This is a genomic window from Bacteroidota bacterium, from assembly GCA_026391695.1.
Taxonomy (GTDB): Bacteria; Bacteroidota; Bacteroidia; order Bacteroidales; family JAGONC01; genus JAPLDP01.
Window position 1 is genome coordinate 27008 of the sequence record JAPLDP010000070.1, and the last position, 15866, is coordinate 42873.

Annotated in this window: 11 protein-coding genes and 1 pseudogene; 9 read left to right on the forward strand and 3 right to left on the reverse strand. The window is 41.4% G+C overall.

Annotated features, from left to right (window positions below; all coding sequences use genetic code 11):
• Positions 1-171 precede the first annotated feature (171 nt).
• Positions 172-957: a transcriptional repressor AgaR gene (gene agaR / locus NT175_09650; GenBank protein ID MCX6234968.1), complete on the forward strand. Its 786-nt coding sequence runs from the start codon at positions 172-174 to the stop codon at positions 955-957.
• 20 nt (positions 958-977) lie between these two features.
• Here agaR and NT175_09655 read toward each other — a convergent pair whose 3' ends face one another.
• A complete protein-coding gene (locus tag NT175_09655) occupies positions 978-3911 on the reverse strand; it encodes an insulinase family protein (protein MCX6234969.1) in 2934 nt (977 codons plus the stop codon).
• Positions 3912-4263: 352 nt separating this feature from the next.
• Here NT175_09655 and NT175_09660 point away from each other — a divergent pair, with 352 nt between their 5' ends.
• From NT175_09660 to NT175_09695, 8 genes are all read left to right on the forward strand, one after another.
• On the forward strand, positions 4264-4920 hold the full coding sequence (locus NT175_09660) for a TetR/AcrR family transcriptional regulator (protein MCX6234970.1): 657 nt from the start codon (positions 4264-4266) through the stop codon (positions 4918-4920).
• 104 nt (positions 4921-5024) lie between these two features.
• Positions 5025-5645, forward strand: a complete 621-nt coding sequence (locus NT175_09665; protein ID MCX6234971.1) for a TetR/AcrR family transcriptional regulator — start codon at positions 5025-5027, stop codon at positions 5643-5645.
• Between the two features lie 18 nt (positions 5646-5663).
• The gene (locus NT175_09670) at positions 5664-7007 is read left to right on the forward strand and encodes a TolC family protein (GenBank protein ID MCX6234972.1); all 1344 of its coding nucleotides are present in this window, start codon (positions 5664-5666) and stop codon (positions 7005-7007) included.
• A 31-nt stretch (positions 7008-7038) separates the two neighbouring features.
• Positions 7039-8214, forward strand: coding sequence for an efflux RND transporter periplasmic adaptor subunit (locus NT175_09675; protein ID MCX6234973.1), 1176 nt, complete (start codon positions 7039-7041; stop codon positions 8212-8214).
• 69 nt (positions 8215-8283) lie between these two features.
• On the forward strand, positions 8284-11643 hold the full coding sequence (locus tag NT175_09680) for an efflux RND transporter permease subunit (GenBank protein ID MCX6234974.1): 3360 nt from the start codon (positions 8284-8286) through the stop codon (positions 11641-11643).
• A 141-nt stretch (positions 11644-11784) separates the two neighbouring features.
• Positions 11785-12189, forward strand: coding sequence for a methylmalonyl-CoA epimerase (gene mce / locus NT175_09685; protein ID MCX6234975.1), 405 nt, complete (start codon positions 11785-11787; stop codon positions 12187-12189).
• Positions 12190-12198: 9 nt separating this feature from the next.
• A complete protein-coding gene (gene udk, locus NT175_09690) occupies positions 12199-12816 on the forward strand; it encodes a uridine kinase (protein MCX6234976.1) in 618 nt (205 codons plus the stop codon).
• Between the two features lie 62 nt (positions 12817-12878).
• Positions 12879-14336 (forward strand): alkaline phosphatase, encoded by a 1458-nt coding sequence (locus NT175_09695; GenBank protein ID MCX6234977.1) that lies wholly within the window; start codon positions 12879-12881, stop codon positions 14334-14336.
• Positions 14337-14481: 145 nt separating this feature from the next.
• Here NT175_09695 and NT175_09700 read toward each other — a convergent pair.
• A pseudogene (locus NT175_09700) lies at positions 14482-15204 on the reverse strand (pseudouridine synthase).
• Positions 15205-15459: 255 nt separating this feature from the next.
• Positions 15460-15822 carry a YraN family protein gene (locus NT175_09705; GenBank protein MCX6234978.1) on the reverse strand — a complete coding sequence of 121 codons (363 nt, stop codon included), beginning with the start codon at positions 15820-15822 and terminating at the stop codon, positions 15460-15462.
• Positions 15823-15866: the final 44 nt, after the last annotated feature.

Consider the following 15866-nt stretch of genomic DNA (forward strand, 5'->3'; position numbering starts at 1 on the left):
AAAAATACTTTTAATCTTTCATTATATTATTATACAAATTTAAAAAAGTTATAAATCGTTTCGAAATAATTGATAAAAAATTTCTTTTTATTATTAATTTTAAAAAAATGAACACGAGTTAAAATGTAACTTTGCATAAATTTTCATTAACAATCCAATATTCATGTGCAAATGGTAAGAGGGAATAAACAGAGTACCGTTGAACGAAGGATGAAAATCCTGAAGATATTATCAACTGATCATCAGGTATTTGTACAGGATCTCAGCAGGGAATTTGGTGTGAGTGAGGTGACTATCCGTAATGATCTGGAACAACTTGAATTAAAAAGACTATTGATAAGGGCGCGTGGTGGTGCCATGCACATTGATCATGTGGTAGGGACGGATCAGCATTTGGGTGAGAAAGCCAAGCTGCATCACGAGGAGAAAAACCGTATTGGACAGGCAGCAGCCCGGCTTATTTATGATCATGATACCATCATCATCGATTCTGGGACAACTACACTGGAAGTGGTAAAAAACCTGTCGCCCGACATCAGCGACCTTACTGTGATTACCAATGCTCTTAATATCGTCAACTACCTGAGTTCTCACCAAAATATTAATCTGATTATTCCTGGCGGTACACTCCGGAGAAAATCCCTTTCATTAGTTGGGCCTCTCGCTGAAAATAACTTCAGGAGCTTTTTCGTGGATAAAGCTTTTCTGGGAGTAGACAGTTTCGATACACGTCATGGTATCTCAACACCTAACATTGAGGAAGCTTCCCTAAACCAGATCATGATCGAAATAGCCAAAGAAGTGATTGTTGTGACAGATTCATCCAAATTCCTTCGCCGGAGCCTTGCATTCATTTGTAAAACCACCCGAATCAACACTGTGGTAACAGATACCGGCATCTCAGGTGATGATAAAAAACGCCTTGAAGATGCCGGTATAATGGTAATTGTGGCTTAATACCACAACCAACCCGAAGATTAATAGTTAAATATCTCCTTGAGTGTCAACTCTTTCACTTCCCCGATCTGCCCGAGGACATTCATATCCACACTGCCCTTCTTACCAAGGACAAGGAAAGTATATTTTTTCCCTTGTATGTGTTCATCGAAGAATTTATTCAGATCGTCAAGCGACATGGCCGGGATATTATTATATACATCTTTCCGGTTGTCGTAATTGATTCCAAGATCCAAAAGTGAAAGATATGTCCAGAAAATATCCTCTTTGATGATTCTTTCGGAATTAATCTGCTTGACGATTGTTTCTTTCGCCAGATCAAACTGTTTTTCGGCTCTGGGCATTTGATTCATCATGGCCAGCATGGCATCGGTGGCGATCTTCAGCTTGTCGGCCTGAGTCCCTACGAAAGCGTAAGTGAAGTTATGTTTGAAAGGCCTGTCGGGCTGAGCGTATGCGGCAAAGGCTGAATAGGCAAGGCCTCTCGACTCCCTGATCTCCTGGAGAACTATGGATGCCATCCCGCCTCCGAAATATTCATTGAACAGCCGTGCCGGCGGCAAAAGATCCTTGCTGAAAAGCTGGTCTTTCGACAGGAAAACGATATTAGCCTGGGTCATGTCATAATCAACAAAATAGACCTTGTTTTTATCAGAATCCAGCTCAGTATATTGGGTTGGACTTGGATAATCCTTCAGCTCTGCAGGCATTTTGTGGAACTTTTCAATGATGGCTTTGGATGCCGCCATATCGTTCTGACCATAATAAAATACTTTATGTTTGTACGAATACATCTCCTTAATCATTTTGGTCAGATTTTCCGGATTCAGGCTTTTCAACTGTTCTTCTGTCAGAATATCCGTAGTCGGTGATTTAGTTCCATATTTACCATAATTGAACATGGCATTCCAAAGAATCGCATTCTTGTTCAGCTTGTTATCAGAACGTTTTTTCAATATGCCCTTGACATATTCATCATAGGCTTCCTGGTCAGCCTTGGCATTTGACAATACATGCTCAAGGAGTTCAATTCCTTTTTCAAATGATTTTTCAAGGCCGGAAATATAGATATAGGAACGATCGGCACCTGTACTGACACCCATGGATATACCAAGTTTGAAAAATTCCTGCCTGAGCTGTGCCGGTGTGTACTTGTCGGTCCCCAGATAAGGAAGATAATTAACGGCAATGGGCAGATTCAGATCATGATTCTTGCCCATATCAATGATGTAATTCAGACTGAAAAGCTCATTGGTATTGTTTTTCATGTAAAAATAATCCACTCCATCCGTGATCTTGTCCCTGCCGATTTCTTTTTCAAAATCGACAAATACGGGTTTAATTTCTTCCGGTGAGATGGCAGAAAATTCTTTATAAAACTCCGACTGGTATTCACGGTTAATTGGAACAGCAGTGATGGGGGGTTTTTCCACCTTCTTAACATCCTTCTTTTCTCCGGTTCGTTTGTAAACGACCACATAATTGTCCTTGAATTTATCCTTGGAATACTGCACAACCTGCTCCTTTGATATCTTTTCCAGATCATCAAGGAATTTTATCTGGTTAATCCTGGGAGTCCCATCAATAAACCCACTCATAAGAACAAATGCCCTGCTCATGTTATTCTCCTGCTGACGTATTTCAGAGAGACGTAAGTCGTTGATGACTGCCTGAAGCATCCAGTCGTCAAATTCTCCGTTTTTAACCTTTTGTATTTCACCAAGGAGTAAGTCTTTAACATTTTCAAGTGATTGCCCTTCGCGTGGATTTCCATAAAACTCGTGCAGGCCGTAATCTCTCATGAAATTCGAATAACTCCCCGACCGTAACACTTTTTGCTGCTGATTCAGGTCTATATCAATAAGGCCGGCCTGGCTGTTGCTGAGGATCTGGTCAATAAGTCTGATATATTTTTCATCTTCCGAATTTACACCATTGAACCGGTAAGCCAATCTGACAGATTCCGCATCAGGTCCTGACACCTCTTTGATAATCGGTGCAGTGATCGGATCTTCCTTTGGTTGAGTGATTTCAGGTAAAGGCTTATTCTCTTTTGTACCCCAATACTTATCAATAAGCTTTATGGTTTCATCCGGATCAAAATCACCGGAGAGAACAATAGCCATGTTATTAGGAACATAAAAAGTATTATAAAAATTGTAAATATTCACCATGGAAGGATTTTTCAGATGCTCCGGTAGGCCAAGCACATCGCGTCCATAAGGATGCTTTGGGAAAATGCTCGCCATAAGTGCTTCCTCGGCCCGGGTTTGGTCCATATCATTGTACATATTGTACTCCTCATATACAGTCTCCAATTCGGTATGAAAAAGTCTGAGAACAACCTGTCCGAAACGTTCACTTTCAAGCTTTAACCATTTTTCGAGCTCATTGGATGGGATATCATTGATATAGCCTGTCAGGTCATAGTCGGTGAAAGCGTTGGTACCTTTGGCGCCAATGCTGGAAACCAGCTTATCATATTCATTGGTGGCGACATATTTGGCTGCGATAACTGACAAGCTGTCAATCTTGCGATAGATCGCCAATTTTGCTGCTGTGTCGGTAGTGGCCCGATGCTGTTCGAACAGATCAGAAATTTCCTTCAATAATGGCTCCTCCTCTTCCCAGTTTATGGTACCAATTTTATGTGTTCCTTTGAACATGAGGTGCTCAAAATAGTGTGCCAGCCCCGTTGTTTCTAAAGGATCAGAAGCCGATCCGGCCCTGATGCCTATAATGGTTTGAATGCGCGGTTCATCCTTGTTGACGGTCAGATACACTTTCAGTCCATTGCTCAGGCTATACATCCTGGCCTGCAATGGATCGTTGGTAACGGTCTCATATTTATAACCGTTATTATCCGTTTTCATCACGGTCCTGTACTTCCCCTGTGTGCAGGAGAACATACTGATAACAATAATCAGCATTAAAAAAAACAGTACTCTTTTCATGTTGGTTTACATTTTTAGAATTAATAGTAAATTAACCAGGTGGTGGAACTGAACAGGTATCAAAAATATAGAAATTTTAGAAATATACAAGGTCGGGATCAGATATAAACTAAAAAACACTATTAACTTCCATTTCAGAAATCTGTTTTGAAAATTTTACGATAATTTTACGAGCTTTGCCTGATAATTCATAAAGAAATAAAATTTACGATCTTCCTGATCTGATAAAATTTATTTTTTTTATTTTTATGCTGTAAAGTCCTATTAGCTGTGGCACAAAAAAGGACCATCCTGGTTTTATAATAACATTAATAACCCAATCAACCTTTTCACCAATCATTAAAGATATATTATGAAGGAAGCTGAAAAACGACAGATCATACCGGTGGATCCGGTTTATAAAAATATCATGGAGTGTGTGAGGGAGCTCATGGAAAAGAAAGGTGTCAGAAATTTCACATTTGACGATATATGTGAAAACATTCACATCTCCAAGAGTGAGTTTTTTCATTATATTGAAAATGAATCAGACCTTGTAAGAAAAGTGCTGGAATTCGAGCGTGAAAGTTTTAAGGTCATTTTTGATGAATACGACTTTGATGGCGTTAACGCCATTGATATCCTCCTGACTGTCAGCCGCGAAATCAGCCAGAATTTTAAAAATATCAACCCTTCTATCAGTTTTGACCTTAAAAAATATTACCCTGATATATACCAGGATCATTTTCAGAAACGGATCGATTTTATCTTCGATAACATCAAGATCAACATTGAAAAAGGCATCAATCAGGGTATGTATCGTGATGATCTGAGTGTTGAACTTGTAGCCCGTCTCTATATCAGCAGGCTTATTGATATCCATAATCCCGACTTTTTCCCGCCGGAAAAATTTTCTTTCTCTATGCTCTTCGAAGTCATGTTCGAAAATCTCATCCGTAGTATTGCCAAATCCGAAGGAGTTAGGTATTTCGAGAAAAAAATTAAATTAGTAGACTTCGAAATTCGTTGACATTACTCCTATCTGAGGAAACATTTTAAATTTATTTCGTTTCCCTCGATTTTAATATTATTTATTTTCTAATTTTGCCGTTTCATTTTTTCCTGGGATTTTCTATGGATGAGAAATTCAGTAATATAATGATCAGCGCCATTGGCCTTTTCAATAAATACGGTATACGCAGTATATCAATGGATGACCTTTGCAGGGATATGGGTATCTCAAAAAAGACACTTTACTTTTATGTCAGGTCAAAATCCGATCTGATCAGCCGTATGCTGGATTTCCAGTTTTCAACAGGCCTTGAATTATTTCAGAAGGTTCAGAATGAAAAGTTAAATGCCATTGACACCTTGCTTGAATTCAGTAAAAGCCTTGGCCAGCTTCTGAAAGATTATAAAACCAATCCGACCCTGGAACATGATCTCATGAAATACTATCCCGAGATTTACAAAACACATACTGAACGCCGGAACAAATTAATGATCAAACATATAAAAGACAATGTCCGTCAAGGCATTAAAGAAGGCTATTACCGCGATGATCTTAACCCGGAACTCATTGCCAATTTATATATCACAAGAATGGAAGACATTCTCGACCCGGAATTTTTTCCTGAAGGAAAATTTTCCTTCAGGAAGATTTTCAATACGATGTTTGAAAATCACATCAGAGGAATATCAAATGAAGCGGGAATAAAATATTTCGAAACCAAGTGTCAAAATAAATGTTTTTAGGACTTAATTCTGAGAGGAATGAAACGACTCTGTTTTTTGATTACAATCTTTATATGGTGCTGTTCTGACAGTTTATTATTTGGGCAACAGATACCTTCGTTTACACTTGAAGAGGCCATACAATATGCGCTGACCAATAATTATGGGATAAGAAACTCCCAGACTGATGTCACCATCTCAAAAAAGAAAGTCCAGGAAATGACAGCCATTGGCTTACCACAGATTTCTGCCTCAGCTTCATATACTAACTTCCTGGAACTCCCAACATCACTGATACCCGGTGAGTTTCTGCAACAACCTGCAGGAACGTTTGTGGAGATACAATTTGGAACTCCGCATAATGCAGAGGGAAATATTACTTTATCCCAGTTGATTTTCGATGGATCCTACCTTATTGGACTTAAGGCATCGCGCGTATATGTTGACATGTCAAAAACTTTACTCCATAAAAACCAGATACAACTCAGGGAAGATATATCCTCGGCCTATTACAATGTCATCATCCTCGAAGAATCGAAGAAGATCGCCGACAGCACACTGGCCACACTGAAGCAGATGTTATTTGAAGTTCAGGAGACTTTTAAAAGCGGTTTTATTGAGAACACGGATGTTGACCAGATCGAATTGCTTGTACAGGATCTTGAAACCGGCGTGCTCAATATTAACAAACAACTGGATATTGCCTATAATTACCTTAAATTCACAATGGGAATGAAAATATCCCAACTCATCAAATTATCGGATAATATCAGTACCCTTATTCAAAATATGAATGAAAGCATCCTTCTGGATTCACCTTTTGATTTTACACAGAATGTCGATTATCGTGCAATACAAACCCAGCAGGTGTTGAAAACTATGAATATGAAAGTTAAAAGGGCTGCCTATATGCCATCTCTTGCCGGATATATAAGCCTTTCCGAGAATGCGCAGCGTACCTCCTTCAACTTTTTTACAGCAAATGAACCCTGGTTTCGTACTTCCCAGTTTGGGATATCCCTGAGTATTCCGATTTTAAGTTCTGGCATGCGGAATGCTGCATTGCAACAGGCTAAGCTGGAGGTTGATAAGGTTATGGTACTGGACGAACAAGTCAAAGAAGGTCTTCTTCTGGAATATTCTACTGCCCGGTCAAACTTTCAGAATGCGCTACAGGTTTATACCAATAAAAAAAGAAGTACTGATATTGCCTATAAAATATATACGAAAACCTTACTTAAATACCGGGAAGGTGTCGCATCCAGTATGGACATCCAGCAATCATATAATCAGTACCTGACATCCCTTACTACTTTATTTGGCTCCATGAGGGAACTGCTCGCTGCAAAATCGACACTTGAAAAGGTGCTGACAAAAAATTAGTTTGTACACTATCACACAAATAAGTGGCCATATGAAAAAGATAATAAAGAAAAGCATATTCATGAGAAATCTGTTCTTCATCCTGGTTTTAGTCGTATTTGCATTTGCATGTACGAAAAGCATTGATAACCAGGCAAAACTGCAGAGTCTTCAAAAACAGAAGGAACAATACCAGGAAAAAGTTCGCGCCATTGATGCCTCCATTGCCGAACTGGAAAAAGTGATTATAGCCCAGGGTGGTGTTGTGAACGATCCTGCTCATATCCCAAATATTAAAATCGAAACCGTTGTGCCGGTGAATTTCTTGCATTATATTGAAGTTCAAGGCACTGTAGAATCCGATAAGGATATCTTCATTCCGGCTGAATCGCCAGGGATCGTACAGAGGATTTATGTCAAAGAAGGTGATATTGTGAAAAAAGGTCAGGTCTTAGCCGAACTGGATGCTTCCATTTTAAAGAAAACCATTGATGAGATAAAATTAAACCTCACTTTGGCCAACGATGTTTATGAACGGCAGAAAAGGTTATGGGACCAGAAGATAGGCAGCGAGATACAGTTCCTGCAGGCCAAGAATGCCAAGGAGAACCTTGAAAGCCGGCTGTCCACAATGGAGGAACAATATGATAAAACCAGGATAAAATCACCCATCAATGGTGTAGTCGATAAAGTGGCCATAAAGGAAGGCGAAGCTGCTGCAGCTGGTTTTGGGACCATTCGTGTGGTGCAGAAATCAAACCTGAAAATTAGGGCTCAGGTCTCTGAAAAATACATCCAGGACATTAAAGTTGGTGACACAGCTTTCATCAATATTCCCGGTATAAACGTGGAATTTAAGAAAGACATCTCTGCGGTTTCAAGCGTGATTGATCCCGAAACACGAACCTTCAACATCGAAGTCCTGGTACCCCCGGATTACAATATTGCCGCCAATAATATGCTGACCGTACTGAAGATCAATGACTACGCTAAACAGAATGCAACAACTGTCCCAGTCAATGTGGTACAAAACACCGGTGAACAGGAATTCATTTTTGTAGCGGTTAATGATGGAAATCAGTGGAAGGTCCGGAAGAAAATTGTAAAGACAGGACAATATTACAACAACCGTGTTGAGATTATCGAAAATCTGACACCAGGTGAAAAAATCGTTATAGCAGGATACCAGGATCTGGCAGACGGACAAACCGTAAACGTTGTTGATTAAAATGGTAACCTCTATATTTTTTACATCCGATTATTATTTATATATAATGTTATCAGAAAAACAGGCAGCATGAAAACCAGACGATTCCGACCAACAGAATTTGCCATCGATAACAGGCTAACCGTTTATTTTTTTATAGCCATTCTGATCGTATTCGGTATTTACTCATACCGGTCGACTCCAAAGGAGAGTTTCCCGGAGATTGTGTTCCCCTACTTCTCCATCACCACCATTTATCCTGGAACGTCTCCGGCTGATATGGAAAACCTCGTGACCCGCCACATCGAAAAAGAACTGAAAACCGTTAAGGGAATCAAACAGATATACAGCAATTCCCTGCAGGATTACTCCATGATCTTCATCGAATTTGAAACGAACGTCGATAATAAGACTGCACAGCAGGATGTGAAGGATGCTGTGGACCGCTCAAAAAAAGATCTTCCAAGCGATCTTCCTAATAGCCCTGAAGTCACTCGTATCGATCTGTCGGAAATACCTGTTTTGTATATTAATCTTTCTGGTGATATAGGACTGGCTCAAATGAAAAAATATGCCGATGATCTCAAGGACCGTATCGAAGGAATGGAAGAGATCACCAGGGTGGATATTGTCGGTGCCCTTGAAAGAGAATTCCAGATCAATGTCGATCTTTATAAAATGCAGGCGGCAGATATCACTTTTGATGATATTGACCGGAAAGTGGCCTACGAAAATATGACCATCTCCAGCGGGCAGGTAGAAATGGCAGGCATGAAAAGAACTCTCAGAATCCTCGGTGAATTTAAAGGAGTGGAAGATATTCAGAATATCCTGATAAAGAATGGCATATATCTCAAAGATATCGCTGAGGTGGTGGATGGTTTTGCCGACCGGACCAGTTATTCACGCCTTAACGGACAGGATGTCATTACATTAAACGTCGTTAAAAAAAGCGGTAAGAACCTTATTAACGCTATCGATAAAATTAAGGTCATTCTTGAAGATTTCAAAACAGTAGCACCGTCCAATCTTGTCATCACAACAACAGGTGACCAAAGCACCACGACCAGGAATAACCTCAGCGAGCTTTTCAACACCATGATTATCGGATTCATGGTCGTTGTACTGATCCTGATGTTTTTCATGGGTGTTGATAATGCGCTATTTGTGGCCACATCCATTCCATTATCCGTGCTAATGACATTTATCATGATTCCACTGGTAGGTTTCACCATGAATATGGTGGTTTTCGTGGCTTTCATTCTTGTGCTTGGTCTGGTCGTCGATGACTCCATAGTGGTAGTTGAAAACACATACCGGCACTTTATGCACACGCCTAACCTGCCCATCGGGCCGGCTGCCAAGCTGGCCACAGCCGAAGTTGCCGGACCTGTCTTTACAGGGACAATCACTACCATCGCCCCGTTTCTCCCTCTGGCTTTCTGGCCGGGCGTGGCTGGAAAATTTATGCTCTATATACCCATTACCATCATCATCAGCCTGATGGCTTCATTAGTCTCGGCCTTCTTCATCAATCCTGTCTTTGCTGCTTCTTTTATGAAATACCGGGACGATGCTGTGCAGGATAATAAAAAACGAAATAAGGAAATTCTCATTATATCCGCAGTACTGGTTTTATTTGCTATCCTGTTTGCCTTTGTCAAAGTCAGGTTCATGACCCACATCCTGCTGTTCTTTCTGATCATGTATGTAATGACAAAATATATCATCATTCCCATGATCCGTGTCTTCCAGAAAAAAATATATCCTTTTCTCATCGAGAGTTACAAGAAGCAACTTAGCTATTTCCTGACAGGGAAAAGACCATATTACCTGATCTCGGGTGTTGTCGTACTATTCTTTTTTACCTTCTTTCTCATGGGTGTTTTTCCTCCGAAAGTTGTTTTATTTCCCAGTGGTGATCCCAATGAAATTTATGTATATGTGAAAATGCCGGCAGGCACCGATATTGCAGTGACCGACTCTGTCACAAAAATTGTTGAAAACCGGGTCTTCGAGGTCATCGGCAGAAACAATCCGGATGTTGAGTCGGTTATTTCTAATGTAGCTATGAATGCGGGTGAAAGTATTTTCGAGAGGTCAACTCAGGAGAAATTAGGCCGGGTGGCCATCTCCTTTGTTGAATATAAATACAGGGCAAAACCCCATACCACCGATTATCTGGACCAGATCAGGGAAAAACTGAAAGACATACCCGGTGCCGGTATCACTGTTGGACAAGCACGTATGGGTCCACCTGCCGGTAAACCTATCAATATTGAGGTCAGCGGGGAAGATTTCGACAGACTCATCCCCACAGTCACCCGTCTTCAGCATTATATCGACTCACTTAATATTCAGGGTATTGAACAAATGAAGATGGACCTTGTAATAAATACCCCTGAGCTGGTTTTAAATATTGACCGTGCCAAAGCTAATAAGCTGGGTCTCAGCACAGCGGCTATCGGTATGAACCTGCGGACAGCCCTGTATGGCAAGGATATCTCTAAAATCAGGGAAGGTGAAGATGAGTATGATATCCGGCTCAGGCTCCAGAAACCCTATCGCGAGAATCTGGAAACCCTCTTGAATGTAAATGTGGCCGCACAACAAGGTGGTGGCAACGGACAGGGAGGCAATGGCAACCGGGGCGGCGGCGGACCAAAAATGGTTCCCATCTCCTCTGTCGTTAATGCCGATTATGCATCCACGTATGGTGGTATCCTCCGTAAGGATTATAAACGTGTGATCACACTCAGCTCAAATGTGCTGACCGGATACAACGCCAACGAAATTGTCGCCAAACTCAGAAAAGAACTTAAGGGCTTTAAACTCGAAGAAGGTTATGCGATCAAGTTTACTGGCGAACAGCAGCAACAACAGGAGAATGCCCAGTTTCTATCAATGGCCTTTCTGATGGCTATATTCCTTATCATGATCGTCCTGGTAGCACAGTTCAATTCTATTGTCAAACCACTGATCATCATGACCCAGATTATTTTCAGCATGATAGGCGTCTTGTTGGGTACAATTATATTCAAAATTGATTTTTCCATCATGATGACCGGTATGGGGATCATTGCAGTTGGAGGTATTGTGATTAAAAACGGTATCATGCTCATCGACTTCACAAATGTGCTGATCAGCCGGGGCGTGGAGAGGAAACAGGCTATCATACAGGGCGGAGCTGTCAGGATCACGCCTGTTTTGCTGACAGCGGGAGCTGCCCTTTTGGGTTTGCTGCCACTGGCTATAGGGTTGAACTTCAACTTCATGACATTCTTCACTGAACTGGATCCTGAAATTTTCTTTGGCGGCCCCAGCGCCACCTTCTGGAAACCTCTGGCATGGACGATCATCTTTGGCCTCTCATTCGCCACTTTCCTTACACTGATATTGGTGCCGTGTATGTATTCGGTATTCGTTAAGGTCAAGAAAAGCGGGAACTAAATTTCAGAATAATTCCTTTGGGATGATTCTGAATGTCCAGCAGTTGATGGTAAAATAGTGCATGGGATTGGGAATATCATGTTAAAGTAAGGTGAAAAACTAATACATTTGTTTTTTCAGAAAAATGAAAGAATCAGTTATATGATTTCATCTCACATTGAACATATTGGTATAGCCGTAAAAAACTTAAACGAAAGCATCAGGTTTTATGAAAACATTCTGGGATTGAAGTGCTATGCCATCGAAGAAGTAAAAGACCAGAAGGTGAGAACCGCTTTTTTCATGATCGGCAAAACCAAGATCGAGTTGCTCGAATCCACTGACCCGGAAGGTCCTGTTGGCAAATTTCTGGAAAAAAGAGGGGAAGGCGTTCATCATATTGCCTTTGCCGTTAAAGATGTGGATGCCACATTGAAAGAAGCGGAAGAAAAAGGGATACAACTTATCGACAAAACCTCCCGCAAGGGCGCTGAGGGATTGAATATCGGGTTTCTGCACCCAAAGTCGACTTACGGGGTGTTAATAGAGTTGTGCGAAAAGAAGTAATTGACATCTATGCTCATCATTGGCATTGCCGGAGGCTCAGGATCCGGAAAATCAACAGTCGTCAATAGGATTGCCAGCCTTCTGCCCGAAGATTCTGTCACCATCATTCCGCAGGATGCCTATTATAAGGATAACAGCCATCTCCCGCTGGCAGAACGTAAAAAAATCAATTTTGACCATCCCTCCTCCATCGAATTCAGCCTGCTGGTCAACCATATCGGTAAGCTCAAAAAAAATCAGGAGATCGACATGCCCATTTACTCCTACCTGACCTGCACACGTGCAAAAGAAACGATACCCATTAAACCTTGCAAAGTAATCATCATCGAAGGTATACTTATCCTGACCAATCCAAGATTAAGGAAGTGTCTGGACATCAAGGTTTTCGTCGACGCCGATGCCGATGACCGGCTGATGCGTATCATTCATCGCGATATCCAGGAACGCGGACGATCATATATTGATGTGCTGAATCATTATGAGCATTTTGTCAAGCCTATGCACCTTCAATTCATCGAACCTTCAAAACGGTATGCCGATATCATTATCCCGCAGGGAGGTACAAATCTGGTGGCTATTGATATTCTGGCATCCAGGATAAAAATAAAACTCGATGCAAAAATCTGAATACTGATCTGAATTTCGTTTCAATAAAAGGTATGAACCTCAAGAATTTTAATATTTCCATCATGAGCAAACCGTCACTTTATTTAAAATCACTCGCCCTTCTGGGATTGATTACTATTTTGTTTTCTCTGAATTCCTTCGGGCAGGATTTTCAGAAGACCGGGAAAGCAAAATATATATTTCTTTTCATCGGCGATGGGATGGGCCTGGCCCAAACATCAGCGGCTGAAGCCTTTCTGGGTGCAAAAGATAGTATCATCGGCTTCAAAAAACTGAATATGAGCCAGTTTCCGGTTCAGACATTTTGCACAACATACAGCCAGGATAATTTTTATACCTGTTCTGCTGCTGCCGCTACTGCACTGGCAACAGGCTATAAGACCTCCAATGGCACTCTATCAATGGATTCCAGCCATGTCGACACTCTGAAAACGATAGCAGAAATTGCATACCAGGCCGGCATGAAAGTAGGTATAATCACCACCGTTTCCATCGACCATGCAACACCAGCTGCCTTTTATGCTCATCAACCCTCGCGAAACAATTACCATGAAATTGCCATAGACCTTGTAAACAGCAATTTCGAATTCTTCGGTGGCGGTGGTCTGCGAAATCCTGTTAAAGTACAAAATGGAGATACTGTAAACATAATTAATCTGGCGAAAAAAAATGGATATCACATTATAAACCAGAAAACCGATTTTGAAAAACTTGAACCTTCTGCCGGTAAAGTGATTGTCATGAATCAACGGTTGATCCCGGGACAATCTGAACCCTATGCCATCGATCAGAATGAAGATGATATCACGCTGACCCTGTTTACATCAAAAGCTATTGGAATGCTGGATAATAAAAATGGATTTTTCATTATGGTTGAAGGAGGAAGTATCGACTGGTTGTGCCATGCCAATGATGCAGCAGGTGAAGTCAGAGAAGTCATTGATTTTGATGAAGCAATAGGAGAGGCTGTGAAATTCTATAGGCTCCATCCCGATGAAACACTTATCATTGTCGTTGCCGACCATGAAACAGGAGGGATGACCATGGGAACCACTATCACAAATGAAGAGCAGGCATTTTCAACGCTTCAGGAACAGAAAATGTCGATGGAGGCATTTTCCCTTATCGTTAAGAAATATCGCGAGGATCATCCGGGGGGAAAAGCAAATTTCGATGAGATGCTCGGTATCATAAAGGATAATTTTGGTCTGGGAACTGAGACATTAAAGCTTTCAGATTATGAGAAAAAACAACTTGAAGATGCTTTCAAGCTTAGCATGCAGCTCCCGTCATCACTGCCAAATAATGAACAAAACAATATTTTATATGACGAAAAGGAACCTTTGGCCATAGCAGCGGCAAAACTTCTGGCCTCCAAATCCGGCATAGGATGGACCACCTTCGGCCATACCGCCATTCCGGTTCCTTTAAGGGCTCTTGGCAGAGGGCAGGAACTGTTTATGGGCTTTCAGGATAATACAGATGTGGCTAAAAATATCTTAACAGCTGCCGGACTCTGATACATAGTTTTCATTATACCTTTATCGGGTATGTGGTTTCCTGTCCAATATGATTACCCTGTTTACAGGCCTCCCAGTGAAGCCACTTCATTGTAATACCGGTTTAAGAGAGGAATGGATGAGGGGCATGTAATTATGCGCCTGACTATTTGCGCAACATCTTTAACCTGTTGATCTCCTCCTGTTTCAGAAAGCGCCATTTGCCCCGGGGCAGGTCCTTTTTGGTGAGCCCTGCAAAAACAACCCTGTCGAGCCTGGATACTGTATAGCCAAGGTGTTCAAAGATGCGGCGGACAATATGATTTTTCCCCGAATGAAGCCGTATTCCAATCTGTTTTTTATCATCAAGTCCTTCCACATAAGCAACCTCATCAGCCTGAATGAATCCGTCCTCCAGTTCTATCCCCTTGACAATCGCGACCATATCGCTCTTTTTCAACGCCTTATCAAGCACGACATGGTAGAGCTTTTCAATATTATGACTGGGATGAGTCAGTTTCTTTGCCAACTCACCATCATTTGTAAAAAGAAGTAAACCAGTGGTGTTTCGATCGAGCCTGCCCACGGGATATATCCTCTCCTTACCGGCATCCATGACCAGCACCATCACGGTTTTACGTTCAAACGGATCATCGGTGGTGGTGATATATCCCTTTGGTTTGTTAAGCAAAACGTAAACAGGCTTCTCAGGACGAATGGTCATGTCACCGTATTGCACTTTGTCGTCAACAGATACCTTGGTGCCAAGCTCCTTTACAATCTTTCCATTTACCTTGACTGCTCCGGCAACAATGAGCTGATCGGCCTCACGACGTGAACAGATGCCGGCATTGGCAATGAATTTGTTGAGCCGGATCAAGCCGTCATCAGCCTTCGGCGAGGATCCCGGTTTTTGAATTTTCTTTTTCTGAAATCTTTTAACTGTCCCTGCCGAAAAAGACCTTTTCTCCTTATAACCTTCTCCAGATTCATTTCTAGAGGGTCCTTTTTTTTTGCTTTTATCCCGGTCAAATCCGGATTTGGGCGCTATGGATTTCTTCCTGACAATTTTCCCTTTTTCAGAATGTCTTTGCATATCTGTGTTATAAGGGTTCAAAGGTAGGCATTATCGGGACATTTTGATTTATAAGGTAGGATAAAACGCATCTTTGATATGATTGATCTCGATGCCTGCAGATGAAATAATGATGGCTACAATATCAAACCGCGTTTCAAGATCGATCTTATGCCATTTAATATAAGCATTAGCAGCCCTTATCAGGGTTTTTTGCTTCTGTCGTGTCACAAACATCTCCGGCTCGCCGGAATAGGATGAGCTCCTGGTCTTCACCTCAACAATAACCAGAAAATTACCATCCCTGGCAATGATATCAATCTCATTCCTTCCTATCCTCCAGTTCTGTTCAAGGATCCTGTAACCCTGCTTCAGGAGATGGCTGATGGCAAACTGTTCCCCCTGCTTGCCCAGTTCGTGAATCTCTGACATATATAAACCGGATAACCAGCGTTTATATATTTATCAGAAATCAC

Bases quoted from the DNA above. Each gene is read 5' to 3' on its own strand.
- mce (MCX6234975.1), top strand. From the start codon at position 11,785: ATGATTTCATCTCACATTGAACATATTGGTATAGCCGTAAAAAACTTA.
- agaR (MCX6234968.1), top strand. From the start codon at position 172: ATGGTAAGAGGGAATAAACAGAGTACCGTTGAACGAAGGATGAAAATC.
- NT175_09660 (MCX6234970.1), top strand. From the start codon at position 4,264: ATGAAGGAAGCTGAAAAACGACAGATCATACCGGTGGATCCGGTTTAT.
- NT175_09680 (MCX6234974.1), top strand. From the start codon at position 8,284: ATGAAAACCAGACGATTCCGACCAACAGAATTTGCCATCGATAACAGG.
- NT175_09675 (MCX6234973.1), top strand. From the start codon at position 7,039: ATGAAAAAGATAATAAAGAAAAGCATATTCATGAGAAATCTGTTCTTC.
- NT175_09705 (MCX6234978.1), bottom strand. From the start codon at position 15,822: ATGTCAGAGATTCACGAACTGGGCAAGCAGGGGGAACAGTTTGCCATC.
- NT175_09655 (MCX6234969.1), bottom strand. From the start codon at position 3,911: ATGAAAAGAGTACTGTTTTTTTTAATGCTGATTATTGTTATCAGTATG.
- NT175_09670 (MCX6234972.1), top strand. From the start codon at position 5,664: ATGAAACGACTCTGTTTTTTGATTACAATCTTTATATGGTGCTGTTCT.
- udk (MCX6234976.1), top strand. From the start codon at position 12,199: ATGCTCATCATTGGCATTGCCGGAGGCTCAGGATCCGGAAAATCAACA.
- NT175_09695 (MCX6234977.1), top strand. From the start codon at position 12,879: ATGAGCAAACCGTCACTTTATTTAAAATCACTCGCCCTTCTGGGATTG.
- NT175_09665 (MCX6234971.1), top strand. From the start codon at position 5,025: ATGGATGAGAAATTCAGTAATATAATGATCAGCGCCATTGGCCTTTTC.